Genomic DNA, 20,664 nt, shown 5'->3' with positions numbered 1-20,664 from the left:
TAAATCATTGTGAAAAAATTCCCTTTTTATCGCCAGCCCGACGCTAAGGATTGTGGTCCAACATGCTTACGTATTATTAGTAAATATTATGGTAAGTTGGTTGACTTACAGTATATAAGAATGCTTTCCGAAACAACAAGAATAGGGAGCAGTTTATTAAATTTAAGTAATGCTGCGGAAAAGATTGGATTTAAAACGAATGGTGTAAAAATAAATTTTGATCTTCTTTCAAGGGCTATCCCTTTACCCTGTGTTGTTCATTGGGATAAAAAACATTTTGTAGTAGTATATGAAATTAAGAAGAAATCGAGAGATTATTTGATCTATGTATCTGATCCAGCTCATGGACTTGTCACCTATAAGAAAGATGAATTTATAAAACACTGGATCGGAAATAATGCCGATGAAACCTTAAAAGAGGGTATTGCTTTGGTTGTAGAAACTACTCCAGCCTTTTATAATAAAGAATGGGATGATGAAAAAAAACTTAATCTAAGATTTCTTAGCCGCTATGCAATTAAATATAAATCACTAATTATTCAGTTGGCGGTAGGTCTGCTTGCAGGAAGTTTGCTTTCTCTGATCCTTCCTTTTCTTACGCAAAGCATTGTGGATGTAGGGATTCAGAATAAAGATATTAATTTTATTTACCTCGTACTGATTGCTCAGTTTATGTTGTATCTCGGAAGGATGGGAATTGATGTTGTCAGAAGCTGGATTTTACTCCATCTGAGTACGCGAATTAATATTTCATTAGTTTCAGATTTTTTTATTAAACTAATGAAATTGCCTATCAGTTTTTTCGATACCCGAATGACAGGAGATATTATGCAGAGGATTGGAGATCACTCAAGAATAGAGCAGTTGCTTACAGGTTCAGCATTGAGTACATTGTTTTCCATTGTTAATTTTTTTGTTTACAGTATTATTTTATTGTTTTATGATTATAGATTGTTTCTAGTATTTTTAGTGGGGGCTACATTTTATTCGATGTGGATTCTTTTTTTCCTAAAAAAGCGAAAAGATCTGGATTATAAAAATTTCTCTCAAGTATCTCAGACCCAAAGTAAGGTAATTGAGTTGATTAATGGTATGCAGGAAATTAAAATGCAAAATGCCGAAAAGAAAAAGAGATGGGCCTGGGAGTCATTACAGGTAAAAATATTTAGGTTAAGAATAGAGAGTCTTGCTTTGGATCAGTGGCAGTCTATTGGTGGTGGATTTATCAATCAGATAAAAGATATGATTATTAGTTTTCTTTCAGCAAAATTGGTCATTGACGGTAATATTACATTGGGAATGATGATGTCTATACAGTACATCATAGGTCAGTTAAATGGCCCGATAGGACAGGTTATAGGCTTTATTAAGCAATTACAGGATGCCAGTATTTCATTAGAAAGACTTAATGAAATCCATGAGAAAGATGAAGAAGAAACTGCGGGATCCCAATATATTCCGGAAATATCTGGAGGAGATCTGCTTGTACATAATCTAAGTTTTAGATATACAGGATCAAATCAGAATATTTTTGAGAATCTGAATCTGGTAATTCCCTATCAGAAAACAACAGCAATCGTTGGTGTTAGTGGTAGTGGTAAGACCACCCTGATTAAGTTATTATTGAAGTTTTATGAGCCTACAAAAGGAGAGGTTAAGCTTGGAAATCAAAACTTTAAAAATATTTCTCCGGTAATGTGGCGGGATCATGTGGGTGTTGTTATGCAGGACGGTTACATTTTTAATGATACGATTGCAGATAATATTGCAGTAGGGGATGATGATATTGATAAATCCAGATTAAGACATGCGGTGCATGTTGCCAATATTAAAGAATTTATAGAAGGTCTTCCATTGACTTATAATACTAAGATCGGTAATGAGGGTATGGGTATAAGCGGTGGTCAGAAACAGCGCTTATTTATTGCGCGGGCTGTCTATAAATCTCCGGAATATATATTCTTTGATGAAGCGACCAGTGCTTTAGATGCAAATAATGAAAGAACGATAATTGATAATCTTGAACAATTTTTTAAAGGTCGTACAGCTGTCATTGTTGCGCACCGCTTATCAACAGTGAAACATGCAGATAAAATTATTGTTCTTGATCAGGGGAAAGTTATAGAAGAAGGTACTCATATGGAATTGGTTGGTTTAAAAGGGGCTTACTATCAACTTGTTAAAAATCAATTGGAGCTTGGAAACTAGCACACATGCTTATTTTTTAATAGTAAATTAAAAGATATTTTCCTCCCGTACTACTTCGAAATCTCTCCCTTCAATTTGTATCATTTGTGATTGAAGATAATTATAAATTTTTCTAATATTCTCATTATTGTACTCGCCTTCTATACAGTCTGTCCAGATTTTAATGAAAGTTTTATCCGGATAATCTTGCCATAAGTTGGTCCTTCTGTAATTAGGATCATTTAGGATCAGATCTGTTTTTACATCAATAAATAATTCATAGCTCATAAACCAGGAATAGGTATGTAAAGCATTCTTCAAAAAGCTCATGTAATTATAGGCATAGAGCTTTGAAGATTCATTATGCATCAGATAATTGTAATTAACTGAAAGCGAATAAGTTTTTAATATGATAGCATCTCTGTTATGTTGAATATTCCTGAAAGGTGTATTCATAAACTTTTGAGCAATGATGATCAAATCATCAACTGCGTTATTTTTTTTATATAATATCTTTCCGATACTAAAAAGCCTGGCTTCGAATTTCATATTGCGTACATAGTCCTGCTGCATTCTTTTCTTTACAGAGTCAATACTTTCAGCGAAGTATGAAATTTTATTTTTTATGCCTTTCAGTGTTGTTTTTTGTGTATGATCAAATATAATTCTGATATCAATGTCTGAATTTTCATTTTGCAATCCCAATGCATGACTACCGGTTAAGACAATTCCAATTACATAGTCTTTGGATTTCCAATGTTTGATAAATTCGGTAAGAGCTATATCCATATTTATTTTTTATAAATATAAAAAATAAAACCCGCCATTGGCGGGTTTTTATGTTAATATATTAAGATATTAGAACTTAAATGCAATAGATGCTGACCATGTAATTCCAGCTCCAAAATACACTTGGTTTGAAGGATCTATACCTTTATAAAGAGTGTTTTGATATGCATCAAATTGTTGCTGTGCAGTTGCAGATGAATTATCTTTAAAGTCAGATAGTTGTTTTGTATGAACAGAAGTTCTGGCATCAGAAATGTAATATTTGTCAAATAAGTTATATACATTAACTCCAAATACAAAACTTTGCTTTTGATCTTTTAATTTTAAAGTATATGATGTACCTACATCGAAAAGACTAAAGCTAGGATACTTTAATGCTCCTTTTTTTGCAGCATCAGTTACTTCTCCATTTGGTCCTACTAAATAATCCTGATTAAAGCTTACTCCTCCGTAGTATTTATCAGCATAAGTCCATGTACCATACACCGAAAGATTTTTTACAGGGTTTACAGTTACTCCAACAGAAGCTGTTGTTTGAGCGGCATCTGAAACTTTTACTTTATCTAATGCAAAAGTTCTTCTATTGCTTTGTCCGGCCGCTAACTGTACAGGTTGGTCATTTTCATCAAAAATCTCACCAGTTGCATTACCTTTATATTTCCAGTCACCAATAGATAGCATACCATTAACAGTAATATAATTAGTGATTTTATAAGCGCCTTCAAATTCCACTCCCATATGAACCTCTTGTATACCATCCATATTAGCATAAGGACGGGACACTGGTTTTCCATTAACATCGGTTAAGTTAGGAAGGTTTGTAAATCTTTGAAATCTGTCTTTCCATGAAGTATAATAAAGATTCACATTCATAGTGAGTTTGGAGCTTCTATAACCATATCCTAGTTCTCCACTCATCACCTTCTCATTGGTTAGATTAGGGTTAAGATTTTGGTTATTACTTGGATAGACTCCATAGTTGTTAGGTTGTCTTTCGTAGTATCCAATATTACCGAAAACATTATGATTCTCATTAATATTGTAGTTTACTCCCCCTTTTGCATTATATCCGAACAGATATTTGAAACCTGTTTTAGTATTTTGGATTTGTCCGTTTTTAACCGTTACACCATCAACAATCCAGTTATCAATTCTTTGGAAACCTTGTTCTGAAGCCGATCCTTGAATATAAGCAGAGAATTTTTCTGTAGAATACTCTAATTGTCCAAAGAAACCTCCCCACAATACTTCTCCATCAAAGTTTCTATATGCGTATTGGGTATCACCTTTAGTAGCTTTAGCAAATGGATTAGCAGAAGGAACAGCATTGAACGAATCTCTTACAATATACCCACCAGGATAATTTAAATTTCCTTTTTCCTGGTAACCTGAGGCTCCTAAGAAATCAGTTACATATCCCGGGTGATATCCATAATAATATCTTCCATCAAAACCAACTGAAAAATTCCAATTATCATTGATTTTGTGTTGGAAATTAGTCAAGATCCCATACCAGTTATGTGAGTTTACACTAGCTCTTCTGGTAAGTCCATTATTAGATGTATTAAGTCCAATTTCTCCATTAGTAGCAGTTTTATTTGCCCCAAAATCCGGAACAGATCCACCTTGATTCCATTTTACGATATCATCCCATCGGATAATTCCATTAGCATCTCTTAATGGGGAATTGTCTGCATAATTGGTATTTTTACCATTGATTGAACCAAGCATTCCAGTTCCACCACCTCTACCCCAAGAACCATACAATACTGTAGATAACTTGGATTTTGAGTTCATATTCCAGTCCCAGTTTAACATGGCAACAGGTTTACTATACCAGTTTCTGTTTGTTGAAAACTCTTGTCCATTAAGATATCCCCAGTTTGGGTTGTATCTTCTGTTAGGGTTTCCGTCTTTACCATATTTTAGAAAAGCAGATATAGGAGACTGAAAGTTTTGCTCATGCCATTGTGGAGCTCCGGTAAAAGTAAACTGAAGTTCATGAGTTTCACTAGGTTTGTAACCTAAAGCGAAATAATAATTATAAGCTTCTCCTTTACCTCCGTCAATATAACCGTTAGTAGAGGTTCTGCTCATTAAAAATGATGTAGACCAGCCATTCTGGTTTTTACCAGTATTATAAGAAAATAAAGTTTTTAAAAACCCATTATTACCTACCCCAAGAGTTACGTTACCACCTTGTTTTGCATCAGCAGCTTTTGTAAGCATATTAATAGTTCCTCCTACAGAAGCAATTGCCAATTTAGATGCCCCAAGCCCTCTTTGCATCTGCATAAATGTAGTTACGTCGCTTAGCCCTTGCCAGTTAGACCAATATACTGTACCTCCTTCCATATCGTTAACAGGCATACCGTTAACCATTACAGCCGTATTTTTAGTATCAAATCCTCTAATTCTTAGTGATCCATCACCAAGCCCACCACCACCTCTTGTTACATACACAGAAGGAGTAGTTTTTAAAATCTCTGGAAATTCCTGGTTACCCAGTCTTTCTACAATCTGTGCAGATTTAATGGTAGAAACAGCAACAGGTGTTTTTCTATCTTTAGCGATATCCGTAACACCTCTTAAGATTACCTCGTCAATATCTTTGGACTTAGTCTGCACCGTGTCCTGAACTTGTTGAGCGTAATAAACACTAGCTGTAGATAATGTAATAACCGCAGTTAGTATCGATTTGTTGATTAATTTCATAATCGTTAGTAATAGTTAGATTTAATTTTCTGCAAAATTCGCAAAATAAAATTTAACTATTATTAACTCAATGTTAATTTTTAATCAGTCTTAATAATGTTAATGTGTTAAAAATCAGTATTATGGCTAAAAATTGAATTTTTATATGAAAAAAGTCATGTTATTGAATTTCTAACAAAGTGGGGGTGTTTTTGTTAAAAATTCAACGCTATTTCACTGCTTTGAGACTCAAATCTATATTCTCAGCAGAGTGTGTAAGGGCTCCTACAGAAATAAATGTTACCCCTGTTGAAGCAATTTCTTTAAGCATATCACGGGTAATTCCGCCTGAAGCTTCAGACTCACATGAGCCGTTGATCATTTTTACCGCCTGCTTCATGGTATTTACATCCATATTATCAAGCATGATTCTGTCAACCTTTGCATTGATGGCTTCGCGAACTTCTTCAAGGTTTCTTGTTTCAACCTCTATTTTTAACTTTTTTTTGTTCTTTTTAACGTAATCCTTGGCCATTGCCACTGCATTGGTGATGCTTCCATTGTAGTCGATATGGTTGTCTTTCAGCATAATCATGTCATAAAGACCATATCTGTGATTGGTTCCTCCACCTATGGCAACCGCCCATTTTTCACACATTCTGAAGTTAGGAGTTGTTTTTCTTGTATCTAAAAGTTTGGTTTTTGTACCTACCAATCTTGAGTCCCAGTCATGGGTAAGCGTAGCAATACCGCTCATTCTCTGCATACAGTTAAGAACGAATCTTTCAGTGGAAAGAATAGATCTTGCACTTCCTGTTACCATAAGTGCTACATCTCCAAATTTACAAGGAGCACCGTCTTTAATGAAAACTTCCACTTTCAGATTTTTGTCAAAAGTCTTGAAAATGATTTCTGCCAGCTCAACACCTGCAAGAATACAGTTCTGTTTTACTAAAAGCTTAGCACTTTGCACAAGATCCTTTGGAATGGTAGACAAGGTAGAGTGGTCTCCATCCTGAATATCTTCTTCAAGAGCGTTTTTTATAAATGTCTTTAATGCTTTATCTGTTACGTATGCTGGTCTTTTCATTTTGTGATGCTTTTAGGCTAAATCTTTATTATAGAATGCCCCTTTATTCTCCGTCATTTCCATAGACTGGGTAATGATGAGGTAGGCAACGGTTGTTAAGTTTCTTAATTCTGATAATTGAGGAGAAAGGATAGAGTAGTGGTAAATTTCATCCACGGCAGCAGCAATTTCCTGATGTTTCTGGAGTGCCATATTCAGACGTTTGTTACTTCTTACAATACCTACCAGGTCGCTCATCATTTCCTGAAGCTGCTTTCTGAGATAGCTTACGATTACCATTTCGTCCATGATTTTCATTCCTTCTTCATTCCATTCCGGAACGGCTTTCAGATCATCAAAGTTGAAACTATTTTCATTCAGAAGTTCTACGGTTTTCATGGCAGCATTGTGCCCGAAAACCAAGCCTTCAAGTAATGAATTGGAAGCAAGTCTGTTGGCTCCGTGAAGTCCTGAGTTGGTACATTCACCCACAGCAAAAAGATTTCTGATGGAGGACTGTCCGTCTCTGTCAACTTCAATACCTCCCATTAAATAGTGGCAGGCCGGTACAACGGGAATTAATTGAGTGAAGGGATCAATTCCTTCGTCTCTGCATTTTTTATAAATATTAGGGAAATGTTCTAAGAATTTTTCATGGTTCATTTCCTTGCAGTCTAAACCCACAAATTCGTCTCCGGTAATTTTCATTTCGGCGTCGATGGCTCTTGCAACGATATCTCTGGATGCTAGTTCTTCACGTTCATCATACTTATGCATGAATTTTTCGCCCCTTTTGGTTCTTAATTTCGCTCCGTCTCCACGAACTGCTTCCGAAATTAGAAACAACATTCCGTCCATTTTGCTGTACAGAGCTGTTGGGTGAAACTGATAATACTGCATATTGGAAACCTTTCCTTTCGCGCGGGCTACAAAAGCAATTCCGTCTCCTGTAGCAATGGTGGGGTTGGTAGTGTTTTTATAAACATGTCCTGCACCTCCTGTTGCAACCAGTGTTATTTTAGAAGTAATTTTTTTGATGGTCTTGGACTTTTCATCCAGAATATATGCTCCATAGCAATGAATATCTCCTTCGTTGAGTTCTTTTCCGGGAACATGGTGTTGTGTAATGATATCAATTACATAATGATGGTCAAGAATTTCAATATTTGGGCTGTTATTGGCTGTTTCCAGCAAAGCTCTTTCAATTTCAAAACCTGTAATATCTTTGTGGTGTACGATTCTGTTTTCAGTATGGCCTCCTTCTCTTCCTAAAGCGAATTTGCCGTTCTTCATGTCAAATTGGGCCCCCCATTCTACAATTTCTTTAAATCTTTTTGGAGCTTCCGTAACGACCATTTCTACGACATCGCGTTTGTTCTCACCGTCTCCGGCGCGCATAGTGTCTTCAATATGTTTGCTGAAATTATCATTTTTAGAATCTGTAACTACGGCCAGACCGCCTTGTGCATATTTGGTATTGCTTTCGTCTTCGTCAGATTTGGTTACGATAATGATTTTGGCATCAGGGAGCTGTTCAGAAACTTTAATGGCATAGGAAAGTCCGGAAATGCCGGAACCGATTACTAATACATCCGCTTTTATCATATGCTTGCTTTAGGTACAATCGTTTTAGAACGATTAAATAAATTTAAACAATTTTTCGTTTGGTTTCCTTACTTTTTTCATGTGCTGAAAATGGTCTTCTTCAGAACGGTAGCCTAAAGCGAGGGTAACGGTTACTTTTTCTGTTTCGGGATTGATATTCAGAATTTCTTCTATAAGATCCTGGCGGAAACCTTCCATAGGGCAGGAGTCTATATTTTCAATAGCGGCGGCATACATAAGATTGGCCAAAACTATATAGGATTGTTTTTCTGCCCAGTTGAAGATTTCATCCTCTGTTTTCTGGGTGATGTGCTGATTTATACTGTTTTTGAAAGGATCCAGTTTTTCAACAGGAGTATCTCTTACTTCAGAAATATGATTAAAATATCCCCGGATATAGTTCTCTTCAATAATTTTCTTTGAAATAATAACGATAAGATGAGAACAGGTGGAAATCTGAGAAGGATTATAGAAAGCCGGAATCAGTTTCTGCTTCATTTCTTCACTCTCAACAATCACAATTTTATAGGGCTGAAGTCCCAGAGAACTGGCAGACAGCTTTCCTGACTCAAGAATATTGTGAAGGGTTTCCTGAGGAATAATCTGATGATTGAATTTTTTTACAGAATATCTTCTGCTTAAAGCTTCCAAATAATTCATAGGACAAATTTAAGAATTGAATATGAATAAAGAGTCTTTAAAATGAAATATCTCCGCTCTGTTAATACAAAAAATCACCCTGGCTGGCAGGGTGATTCTTTTGATGTGATGGAAAGTGTAATTATTCTCTGTTTTTTACAACAATCCAACCTGAGAATTTTATCGGAGTACTGTTTTTATTATTTTCATTCCATGAAACAGAATACCAGTAATTTCCTGTAGGAACTTTTTTACTTCCATTAGTGGTGCCTGCCCATTTGTAGCCATTGGTTTTATCAGCCTGGAACATTTTGTAGCCATATCTGTCGAAGATGCCTATTTCCAGATTCTGTTTATTGGCAAGTGCAGAATAATCAACAAAATCATTAATACCGTCATCATTAGGAGTGATCACGTTGATCAGATTAGGTACTGTAATATTAACTTCAACAGGAGCACAATTATAACCGTCTCTTACGAATATTGTAGCCTCACCTCTGGCAATATTGGTAAAGATATTGGAATCCTGCCAGTTGATATTATCCATAGAATACTGGTAAGGTGGAGTTCCGCCATTGGCATAGACTGTCACTGTGCTTCCTGAAATATCTACAGTAGTAACAACGGGATTATCGGAAGGATATACTGTCACTTTTTGTGTTGCAATACAATCTCCGGTTTTAAGTTTTACCCAATAAGTACCTACTCCCACATTTTTGATAGATTGAGTGGTCGCTCCCGTGCTCCATTCATAGCTTTTGAAACCAGCTCCTGCATCTAATGTGGTTGTATTTTCTATACAGATAGTCTGATCAAGTAAAGTTCTTGAGAAAACTGGAGGGATGACCGTTAAAGTAACTTTAGCAATTGAATAACATCCGTTTGCGCCAAATACTTTAATATAAATGACTCCGTTCGGAGCAATGTATGCCGCCGGAGTAGAGATTGCATTAGTTCCACTGATTGCATCTGTTAATGATGGGTAATATTCTTTTGTAAGTCCGCCTTGGGAAACGATGGCTCCTGTAAGATTAAAAGAGGCCATAGATGGATTGGTTTCTATAAAGCAGGATTTTATTTCGGTATCGTTGACAACCACAACAGGGTAAATGTTCAGCGTAACTTTAGCTGTACTTACACAACCCTGGGGAGTTGTTACCCTTACATATAGTGTAGCTGGTGCGGAAGCATAAGCTGAAGGGTTTGTGATTTTGTTGGTGTCATTATTAAGGTCATATAATGTAGGATAGAATTCCTTTGTAACTCCGGCAACAGTTGTTACAGCAGCAGAATTAAGATCAAAGGTCGCTGTTCCGGCATTGTTGTTATTGCATCCGGAAAGGGTAGCGTCAGTTGCTGCAAAAGGAGTAGGATTAAGCTGAATAACACCGTCACCATTATCACAAAGAGTGGAAGTAGGGTCTTTTATAACAACCTTGATGGTGGTATTTCCTGAATATTGGAAACTTGCAGGATTGGCAATAGGTGTAGAGCTTCCCAATACATAATAACTGAAAAGATAGTTTCCGGGATTATTCACAAATTGAGAGTTGAAAGAAGTAAGATCCACGACACCATTTCCGGTAGCGGGATTTGTACATACAAAAGGAGTTACCGTATTGCTTAAAATAGGAACTTTATCTACGAATACTTTAACATCTTTAATAGAATGTCTTGCGCTGGCACCTCCGGTTGCTGCAGAGAAACCGAAATATCCTTGTGACATTCCTACTGCACCTCCGGAAGGAGCAAAAGACTGATCTACGATAAGTACACCGTTGATTCTTACTTTGATAATCCAGTTTGTTGGGTTGGTAAGGTCTGTTTCTCCGTTTACTTCAACATGTCTGTAAGTATCTCCTACAAACGGTTGAGTAGCGATAAGATCAGGAGAATGGTAGGTACTTCCAGGAGTGGTGTTGAATTCAATATTGTTACCAGCTGTATTATTGGTGCCATAAAGAATGTGAACTTTACTCATCTGACCTTCCGTAGTGTTATTGAAAATATCAAAACCAACCATTAGCCCTGAAGCATTCGCCGGGATACCAAGTCCTCCTCCTGAAACGAATCCTGTGGGTGGATTGGCAAGATACCAGAAGGTAAAGCCATCTCCTTTTCCAAACTGAGTAGTTCCATTTCCGTCAATTCTGAAATCAAATTCCACTTTCCATTTATCACAATAGCTCAGGGTGATAGGTGTGGATAATTTTACAGCTCCATATCTGCTGGTCTGATCGGTTGTAAGCCTTACAAAGTCTCCGCTTACTACAGCATCAGAGACAAGGTCCCAGCCTGTTGTATTTACGGGGTTTCCGGTAAGTTGGTAGGTTTGCGAAAATAGGCTTCCCGGCAAGCATAATAAGATAGTCAGTACAAAAATGAGTATATCTTTTTTCATAGTGGATGGATTGTGATGTTATACTTTTTCTTAGAAATAAAATTGTTTTTTTAATGTTTGAATTGATCATAAAACAATATCTGATCCCAATCTCTGATTAAACAGGTCTTGTTTTAATACCGAAACTACCCCAAATGAGGTAGTTTCTGATAGTAAAATTTATTCTCTGTTTTTTACCAATACCCAGCCTGAGTATTTAGTTTCAGTATTGTCTTTATTGTTTTCGTTCCATGAGATGGTGTACCAGTAAGTACCTGTAAGAACTTTTTTACCGGAAGCAGTTCCATCCCAAGTGAAGTTTCTCATCTTTCCGGCTTCATACAATTTATTGCCATATCTGTCGTAGACGATAAATACTAAGTTTTTTTTGTAAGCGAGTGCAGAGTAGTCTATGAAATCGTTTACGTTATCACCGTTCGGAGTGATGGCATTAATCAGGTTTGGTACAGTGATCTGAACTTCAACAGGAGTACAGTTATAGAAGTCTTTTACATATACTCTTACTTCTCCTCTTGCCAGTCCGGTGAATATGTTGCTGGTCTGCCAGTTGACTCCATCCAGAGAGAATTGATACTGAGGTTTTCCTCCTGCTACATTTACGGTGATCGTGTTGTTGTCAATATCAATGCTGGAAATCACAGGATTTGCAGATGCATTTATTTTTACAATCTGTGTCGTGATACAGTTGCCTGTTTTAAGCTTTACCCAATAAACACCTACTCCCAGGTCTTTAACAGATGAGGTGGTTTCTCCAGTGCTCCATTCATAGCCATCAAATCCAGGACCTGCATCCAGATCTGTTTTTTCACCAATACAAATGGTTTTGTCTTTCAGAACAGAAGAAGGAACAGGTGGTAGTACAATAAGGTTGATTTTAGCAATATTAAAACATCCGTTGGCATCTGTTACTTTTGCGTAAACGGCAGTACTTGTGGATAAGTACTGAAGAGGGTTCATGATTTCATTGGTTCCGTCTAAAGCATTAGCAATGGAGGTGTAGTATTTTTTTGTCACTCCAGAAGTTAATGTAGTAACATCAGCAGTGGTCAGATTAAAAATAGCACTGGTAATATTGTTTTCAATAAAACATGATCTGAGTGTGGCTTCTTTCACAGGTGTGTCAGGATAAAATGCCAGCGTGATTTTTGCCGAACCTGTGCATCCCTGAGGAGTTGTAACTTTTACATACACGTCTCCCGGAGCAGATATATAGTTGCCGGGATTTTGAATCTCATTAGTATCTGCGTTGAGATCTGCTAACGTTTTATAATATTTTTTAACCGCTCCCGGAACACCTGTTACATTTGCTGTATTCAGGTTGAAAGCGGCCGTTCCGGCTTTGTTATTATTACATACAGTAATGGTTTTATCCTCAGCTTTAAAAGGAGCGAGAACGAGTAAGATTTTACCATCCGGATTATCACAGAGCAGTCCTGCATTATCTTTAATAACAACCGTAACTGTTGTATTTGTATTGAATTGGTAGTTGGCGGGGTTGGCAATAGGGGTAGAACTTCCCAGTGGATAATACGTAAATGTATAATTTGAAGTATTGTTGACGAATTGCGAATTGAAAGATGTCAGGTTTACAGAGCCATATCCGGTAGTCGGATTAGGGCAGAAAGACTGAGTAGCCGAGTTTTGTAAAATAGGAACTTTATCAGTATAAATTTTTACATTTTTAATAGAATGTCTTGATCTTGCACCTCCTGTGGAAGCTGAAAATCCAAAATATCCTACAGTCATTGCGGCAGCCGTTCCGGAAGGAGCAAAAGACTGATTACAGATTACATTGCCGTCTATTGTTATTTTTAATATCCAGCTTGTAGGATTCGCTGGATCTACCTGTGCCGTTACTTCAACATGCTTAAAGGTGGTTCCCTGAAAAGGTTGGGTTGTATTCAGATCTGGTGAATGGAAGGAGCTTCCCGCAACATTAAAGAACTCAACATTATTCGTATCACTTGTATTTTGAACTTGTCCATAAGCAACGTGAACCTTGCTCATTGTAGCAGTTGTAGTATTGTTATAAGTGTCAAAACCTACAACAAGGCCTACTGCATTTTGAGATACCCCCAGACCGGATCCCAATACGCTGGCGACAGGTGGATTGGCCAGATACCAGAAGGCAATTCCATCTCCGTTAGAGGTTTGGTTGGAATCCATTCTGAAATCAAATTCCACTCTCCATTTGTCACAATATTTTAAATTGATAGGGTCATTCAGTCTGATAGAACCGGATTGGTTGTTGGTATCCGGGGTAAGCTGAATAAAATCTGTGTTTACCTGAGTAGGGGAAACCATCGTCCATCCAGTAGTAGTCACTGGGTTTCCAATAAGCTGATAAGTCTGGGCAAAGGACTTCCCGGCTATACAAAGTAAAAAAACAGATAAATACAATAATAGATTTTTATTCATTTAAATGGGACTTTGATTAATGTGTAAAGATATTAAATCCCGATCAAACAATATGTATTTAATGTTAATTTTGTTAAAAAATTTAATTATTTTTTAATAAATCTTGTTTCTTCTGATGAAATGGTAAATATGAGGCTGGGGCTTTAGAATAGTTTTAATTAAGATTAAAATAGAGAATTATTATCAAGATTTTCGAAATAAGTGTCAATTTCGAGATCGGAAGAATTGGCTGCTGCAACCGCTAATTTGTCGCAAAGTTCGTTTTCAAAGTGTCCTGCATGGCCTTTTACCCAATGCATTTTAGGGGTGTGTTTATTGTATAGCTCAACAAATTTTTTCCAGAGGTCGGGGTTTTTTACATTCTTCCAGCCTCGCTTGATCCATCCGGCAATCCAGTTTTGGTTGATTGCATCAGATACATATTTACTGTCAGTATATACATGGATCTCATTTTCTGTAGATTTCAGCTTTTCCAATGCAGTGATGACTGCCAGAAGTTCCATTCTGTTATTGGTGGTTTTCCGAAACCCTTTGGAAAATGTTTTCTGATAATTTTTTTCAGGAACGCGCATGAGAATTCCATATCCGCCTTTTCCCGGATTTCCGCTGCAAGCCCCGTCGGTATAAATTTCGATTCTCAAATCTGTTTTTTAAAAAATTGAATTATGAATTGTGAATTTAAACTGAATTAGGTTTAAGCCTTCACTTAAAAAGGAAAATCGTCATCATCATCAAAGTCATTCATTGATGAGCCGGAAAGTTTTGAGCTGTCCGGAAGGTCAAATGCTGCCCCTGGCTGAATAGTCGTTTTGATCTTGTCAAAGCCGCTTGGTTCTCCAAAGTTGGAAGGATATCCTCCTCCGGCTCCATCCATTGCTGCTTCGATATCACCAAATTTTGCAAAATGTTTTAAGAAAGATAGTCGGACGTCTGCCGTAGCACCATTCCTGTGCTTTGCTATAATCAGTTCGGCCTGGTTTTCAGTAGAAGTTTCCTGTCCTTCTTCATCATTATCCCAAACGGTAATTTTATAATATTCCGGTCTGAAGATGAAAGATACGATATCGGCATCCTGCTCAATCGCTCCGGATTCCCTAAGGTCAGAAAGCTGAGGTCTTTTCCCCGGACGCGCTTCCACACTTCTTGAAAGCTGGGAAAGAGCAATCACCGGAACGTTAAGTTCTTTTGCAATCGCTTTTAATGAACGTGAAATCATGGAGATCTCCTGTTCACGGTTTCCAACTCCTTTTCCACCGCTGCTTCCTGCTGTCATCAGCTGAAGGTAGTCGACCATGATAATTCTTACACCATGCTGCATGACAAGTCTTCGGCATTTTGCACGGAAGTCGAATATGGAAAGGGAAGGGGTTTCGTCAATATATAAAGGAGCATTTTCCAACTCAGATACATTGGAGAATAGTCTCTGCCATTCTTCATCATCCAGAGTTCCTTTTCTTAATTTCTCAGAAGAAATTCTTGTTTCGGAAGCAATCATTCTGGTGATCAGCTGTACTGATGCCATCTCGAGAGAGAAAAGAGCCATAGGAACTTTGTGTCCTACTGCAATATTTCTTGCCATGGAAAGAAGGAATGCCGTTTTTCCCATCGCGGGACGTGCAGCAATAATGATAAGGTCAGAATTCTGCCACCCACCGGTTTCCTTATCTACGTCTCGGAATCCTGAAGGAACCCCTGAAAGGCCTTCTTTATCTTTTAAAGATTTAATCGTGTCAATAGCCTGTTTTACTAACGAATTGGCAGTATCGAATCCCTTTTTGATCGTTCCGTTGGTAATCTCAAAGAAAGACTGTTCAGCTTTATCCAGAAGTTCAAAAACGTCGGTTGACTCTTTGTATGAGGAATCAATGACATTGGCAGAAACATTGATAAGGCTTCTTAAAATATATTTTTCAAGAATCACACGTACATGGTATTCAATATGGGCAGATGAACTTACTCCCATTGTCAGGTCAATAATGTAGTGATCACCACCTGCCTGGCTTAGCTTATCTTCTTTTTTTAATTCCTGAATAATGGTCATTAAGTCTACCGGATGGTTGCCTTCATAAAGCTTTAAGATGATAGAAAAGATGACCTGATGTCTCGGATCATAGAATACTTCTGAAGTGAGAAGGTCAATAGAATGGTCAAGCCCTTTTTTGTCAATCAAAAAAGTTCCGATAACAAGTCTTTCGAAATCCACTGCATTGGGAGGCATTTTTCCATCCGCAATAGACAATTCTTTTGCAAAGTTTCCGTGTGTCAGGGATGATAAAGTTTCTTTCTGCGCCATGGTGCAAAGATAGTTTATTTAAAAAATAATAAAAAAATAGTATTCAACAAATTATTAGCAGTCTTTCGGAAAATGCTGTAAACAGGAGGTTGATCTTGTTGATAAAAAAATCACCTCAGACTGAGGTGATTTTTTCAAAAAGATTAAGTATCGCTTATTCTTTATTTTTTACCAATACCCATCCTGAATATTTGGTTTCTGTATTGTCTTTATTGTTTTCGTTCCATGAGATCGTGTACCAGTAAGTTCCTGTCAGGATTTTCTTACCGAAAGCAGTTCCGTCCCAAGTGAAATTTCTCATTTTGTTGGCTTCATGAAGTTTGTTTCCATATCTGTCATACACAACGAAGATAAGATTTTTCTTGTACGCCAGTGCAGAGTAATCAATCACATCATTTACGTTGTCTCCGTTTGGAGTGATAGCGTTAATAAGGTTAGGAACAGTAACCGTTACCTGAACAGGAGTACAATTATAAGTGTCTTTTACATACACTGTATTTTCACCTCTTGGAAGTCCTGTGAATGTATTAGAATCCTGCCAGTTGATACCATCTACTGAGAATTTATATGGAGGAACTCCACCTGTAGCAGTAACGGTGATGTTATTATTTGATATTTCTATCCCAGAAATCACCGGCTGAAGGCTTGCATGTACACGTACTTCCTGAAGCGTGAAGCATTTTCCAGTCTGAAGTTTTACAAAGTAAACTCCTACGCCTACGTTATTGATAGATTGTGAAGTTTCTCCGGTGCTCCATTCGTAGCTGTCGAATCCAGGCCCTGCATCCAGAGTGGTTTTGGCTTCCGCACAAATCGTTTTATCTTTTAATACCGCTGATTTTACCGGAGGTAATACTACCAGTTCTATTTTAGCAATTGAATAACATTGTTTATCATTGTCTACTCTTACATATACCGTTTTGCTTTCTGAAAGATAATTAAATGGCATTGTAATAGGGTTGATCTGGGCTTTGGCATCAGCTACCGAGGTATAATACTTAATGATAGTTCCTGTAGGGGTTGGTACAGGTACTCCGATATCTGCTTTGGAAAGATCAAATGTTGAACGGGTAACATCATTATCAATATAACAATTTTGAAGTACTGCATCTTTTAATACCACTGTAGGGTAGAATAATAGTCTGATGGTAGTGGTTGCTTTACACCCGAAAGTAGAAATTACTTTTGCGTATATAGTTGCTTCCGGAGAGATATAGTTGGCAGGATCCGTAATTTCGTTGATTTCCGCATTCATATCATCAACCGTAGTATAATACTTAATAGTTGCTCCGCTTCCTCCGAATATATTGGCTGTTGTCAAATTATATTTGGCAGTACCGGCTCCATTGTTATTACAAGAATATAAAGTAGCAGTATTGGCTGAGATGCCTACATTCACAAACTTAAATTTCCCGGTTATAAAACATCCGTTGATGGGATTGGTTGGGTTGTTCGGGTCTTTATATACCACTCTGTAATAGTAGGTTGTTGTTCCATCTACAGTTGCTATGGTAAGAGGGTTTTCTCCTGTAAGGGCATCGTTGGTAGTTTTATGGTAAGTAACCTTGAAATTAGGGCTGTTACCGTTTACAATAGCAGCAGAAAGTGTTGTAAAGTCAAACTGGCTAGGTAATGCACAAACCATTACCTGGTTAGGATCGTTAGGAGTAGCTCCTGGAATTCCCGGAGGAATGAATGGGTTAGGTGAAAGAACAGGATCATTAAATGCAGAACTTAAGCTCGCAGTACCTGACCATTCCATAGAAAAACCATTAACGGATCTACTGAAGTTATCAATGACTAAATAATAGGTTTGTCCTACTAATACATCCATATAAGGACTCCATTTACCATTGTTCATACTGGCTGTAGTGCCAGGAGGATTGGTAGGGAATACAGCAGGTGGAGCAAGAGTAAGATCCAGACCTGTATCTCCCGGAGTACCGCTATAGTTACATCTTATAGGCTGTATGAAGACGTGATCTGCATTCTGTAAAGAAGCACAGCCGTTTGCTGTTGGTCCATAAACTGCAAAATCATAATCATCACCTTGATCGTTAGGCTTTATTTTAAATGCAAGTGTACCTGGTGTAGATACAGTGAAAGTGTACCAAACGGTATATCTTTCATTGGTGCTAAGGCATCCTCCGTTTGCATTAAGAATTTCTATAATATTTCCAGGTCCTGAAGGAGTGTAAGAAATATCAGAGTTACCACAGATGGGAATTGCCGTGATACAATCTGACTGTGAGTAGACTATTTGTGTTATCAATAAAATAAAAAGAAGTAGTATTTTTTTCATTGTTGAAACGATTTTTGTTAAACAAAATTGGGATCAATTAATTTTATCATGATTTGTTAAAAGAAAAAGCCGCCAAAGCGGCTTTCTCGTATTGTATTAGTTTTATTCTCTGTTTTTTACAACAATCCAACCTGAAAACTTAAATGGAGTATTCTTCTTGTCATTCTCATTCCATGTTACAGAATACCAGTATGTACCTGTCGGAATCTTCTTCCCTGCAATGGTTCCGTCCCATTTGTATCCATTGGATTTATCTCCCTGGTGGATTTTTGTTCCGTATCTGTCAAAGATACTCAATACAAGGTTTTGTTTGTCTGCAATTGCAGAATAATCTACAACATCGTTCACACCATCTCCGTTCGGTGTAATCATATTGATCAGGTTAGGAACCACTATTGTAACTTCAATAGGCTCACAGTCATAAGCGTCTTTTACATATACTTTATAGGTGCCTCTTGCCACATTAGAGAATGTATTGGAGGTCTGCCATATGATTTTATCCATAGAATACTGGTAATCCGGAGTTCCTCCTATAACATTGATCGTTAATGTAGTGTTAGAAACATCAATATTTGTTACAACCGGCTGATCAGCAGGATATACTGTTACTGTTTGAGTAGTGATACATTCCCCTGTTTTTAATTTTACCCAGTAGATTCCTACTCCTACATCTTTTATAGACTGAGTTGTAGCTCCCGTGCTCCACTCATAGCTTTTGAATCCAGGCCCGGCATCTAAAGTTGTTGTGTCTTCTATACAGATGATTTTGTCTTTCAGAACACTGGATGTTACCGGAGGGATAACTGTTAAACCGATTTTTACAACTACAAAACATCCTCTGGTATCAGATACTCTTACGTATACCAAACCGTTTGGTGCAATATAATTAGCATTTAAAATCTCGTTGGTTGCATCTATTGCATCTGTCAATGAAGGGAAATATTTTTTCGTGATACCTGCCTGTGGCGTGATTACAGCGGCGTTATCAAGGTTGAATAAAGCGGTAGAAGGATTTGCTTCAATAAAGCATGATCTTAATTCTGCATCTTTTGCAATGATTGCCGGATAGAACTTAAGGGTAATTTCTGCAATATCGGTACATCCGAATACAGAAGTTACTTTTACATATATTTTACCCTCTGCCGAAACAAACTGATAGATATTGGTGATCTCATTAATTGAGTTATTCAGATCATATAAAGTATAATAATATTTTTTTGTAGCCGTAGGATCTGCAAAAACAGCTGCTGTTGTAAGGTCATAAGTTGCCGTACCCGCATTGTTGTTGTTACAGCTTGTTAAAGTAACGCTTGTTGCCTTGATCGTACCATCTTTAAATTTAAATTTACCAGTCTGTCTACATTTATTAATAGGACTGTCCGGATTAGTAGGATCGGTATAGTTGATACTATAGAAATAAACACCTACAGGAGTAACTGTTTGAGGGCCAATAAGAGGATTGTTACCTGTTAATGCATCATTTTGGCTTGTATGATAGCTAATACTGAAGTTCGGGTTACCGTTCAGAATTCCTGCTGTTAATGAAGAGAAATCAAAAGTTGCAGGATTTGCACACACCACTACTTCTCTAGGGTCTGTAGGGTTTGCTCCTGGAATTCCTGGTGGAATGAACGGATGAGGCTGTATATTCGGATCTGTAAATGGAGAAGATAAAGTAGCTGTCCCACCCCATGATAATTTGAATCCGTTAGCGGTCTCTCTGTGGTTATTTACAATTAAATAGTACGTCTGGCCAGGTAATACATCAAGGTATTTCACCCATTTGTCTCCTGATGCATCTTCACTAAGGTCAGTAGCGGTCATGTTAAGACCTGTGTTTCCAGCCTGTCCTGAATAAGAACAGCGGATTGGAGTTCCAAGGCTGCCACATGATTTGTTAGGACCATATACACCGAAGTCATAATCATCGGTCTGATCGTTAGGAATGATTTCGAAAGTTAAGGTTCCGGCTGTAGCTACCGTAAACGAGTACCATACAGAGTACTTTTCATCGGAAGTTAAACATCCGCCCAGGTCTTCCGGAATGTCTCCATGTCCGCCCGGAGTATATGAAATATCTGAGTTACCACAGACCGCCATTGCAGTAGTACAGTCTGATTGGGCAAATAAAAGATGTGAAAATATAATTGAGAAAACAAGTAATGCTTTTTTCATAAGAGATGATTTTAAAAACAAATAGTAAAATTGTTTAATTACTAAAAAAATGCGGTGCTTTATCGGATACAAAAATGTTTCTGCGAACTATT

General features: G+C 37.3%; 12 protein-coding genes. 1 reads left to right on the top strand and 11 read right to left on the bottom strand.

Annotated features, from left to right (window positions below; all coding sequences use genetic code 11):
* Positions 1 to 9: 9 nt before the first annotated feature.
* Complete coding sequence (locus ACPF63_RS20030) at positions 10 to 2,208, top strand: peptidase domain-containing ABC transporter (RefSeq protein ID WP_426481057.1); 2,199 nt, start codon at positions 10 to 12, stop codon at positions 2,206 to 2,208.
* A 27-nt stretch (positions 2,209 to 2,235) separates the two neighbouring features.
* Here the strand turns inward: ACPF63_RS20030 and ACPF63_RS20025 are convergent, their stop codons facing one another.
* The 11 genes from ACPF63_RS20025 to ACPF63_RS19975 all read right to left on the bottom strand — a co-directional run bounded on the left by ACPF63_RS20025 (position 2,236) and on the right by ACPF63_RS19975 (position 20,572).
* Positions 2,236 to 2,976, bottom strand: a complete 741-nt coding sequence (locus tag ACPF63_RS20025; protein WP_426481056.1) for a nucleotidyltransferase domain-containing protein — start codon at positions 2,974 to 2,976, stop codon at positions 2,236 to 2,238.
* A 69-nt stretch (positions 2,977 to 3,045) separates the two neighbouring features.
* Positions 3,046 to 5,691, bottom strand: coding sequence for a TonB-dependent receptor (locus ACPF63_RS20020; protein ID WP_180564987.1), 2,646 nt, complete (start codon positions 5,689 to 5,691; stop codon positions 3,046 to 3,048).
* Positions 5,692 to 5,899: 208 nt separating this feature from the next.
* Complete coding sequence (gene nadC, locus ACPF63_RS20015) at positions 5,900 to 6,760, bottom strand: carboxylating nicotinate-nucleotide diphosphorylase (protein WP_426481055.1); 861 nt, start codon at positions 6,758 to 6,760, stop codon at positions 5,900 to 5,902.
* A gap of 12 nt (positions 6,761 to 6,772) precedes the next feature.
* Positions 6,773 to 8,344, bottom strand: a complete 1,572-nt coding sequence (nadB, locus tag ACPF63_RS20010; protein WP_180564988.1) for an L-aspartate oxidase — start codon at positions 8,342 to 8,344, stop codon at positions 6,773 to 6,775.
* A 33-nt stretch (positions 8,345 to 8,377) separates the two neighbouring features.
* Positions 8,378 to 9,004, bottom strand: a complete 627-nt coding sequence (locus ACPF63_RS20005; RefSeq protein WP_426481054.1) for an NAD(P)H-dependent oxidoreductase — start codon at positions 9,002 to 9,004, stop codon at positions 8,378 to 8,380.
* 121 nt (positions 9,005 to 9,125) lie between these two features.
* A complete protein-coding gene (locus ACPF63_RS20000; protein ID WP_426481053.1) occupies positions 9,126 to 11,384 on the bottom strand; it encodes a T9SS type B sorting domain-containing protein in 2,259 nt (752 codons plus the stop codon).
* A gap of 159 nt (positions 11,385 to 11,543) precedes the next feature.
* The gene (locus ACPF63_RS19995) at positions 11,544 to 13,802 is read right to left on the bottom strand and encodes a lectin-like domain-containing protein (RefSeq protein ID WP_426481052.1); all 2,259 of its coding nucleotides are present in this window, start codon (positions 13,800 to 13,802) and stop codon (positions 11,544 to 11,546) included.
* A 164-nt stretch (positions 13,803 to 13,966) separates the two neighbouring features.
* Complete coding sequence (gene rnhA, locus ACPF63_RS19990; protein WP_077413479.1) at positions 13,967 to 14,443, bottom strand: ribonuclease HI; 477 nt, start codon at positions 14,441 to 14,443, stop codon at positions 13,967 to 13,969.
* Between the two features lie 65 nt (positions 14,444 to 14,508).
* Positions 14,509 to 16,095: a replicative DNA helicase gene (gene dnaB / locus ACPF63_RS19985; RefSeq protein WP_047380329.1), complete on the bottom strand. Its 1,587-nt coding sequence runs from the start codon at positions 16,093 to 16,095 to the stop codon at positions 14,509 to 14,511.
* Between the two features lie 154 nt (positions 16,096 to 16,249).
* Positions 16,250 to 18,397, bottom strand: a complete 2,148-nt coding sequence (locus tag ACPF63_RS19980; RefSeq protein WP_426481051.1) for a T9SS type B sorting domain-containing protein — start codon at positions 18,395 to 18,397, stop codon at positions 16,250 to 16,252.
* Positions 18,398 to 18,499: 102 nt separating this feature from the next.
* Positions 18,500 to 20,572, bottom strand: coding sequence for a T9SS type B sorting domain-containing protein (locus ACPF63_RS19975; RefSeq protein ID WP_426481050.1), 2,073 nt, complete (start codon positions 20,570 to 20,572; stop codon positions 18,500 to 18,502).
* Positions 20,573 to 20,664: the final 92 nt, after the last annotated feature.

This window comes from Chryseobacterium sp. R2ACT005 (assembly GCF_049949215.1).
Classification (GTDB): Bacteria; Bacteroidota; Bacteroidia; order Flavobacteriales; family Weeksellaceae; genus Chryseobacterium.
The sequence above is the reverse complement of the archived record's forward strand: the minus strand, read 5'-3'. Positions and strand labels throughout refer to the sequence as shown.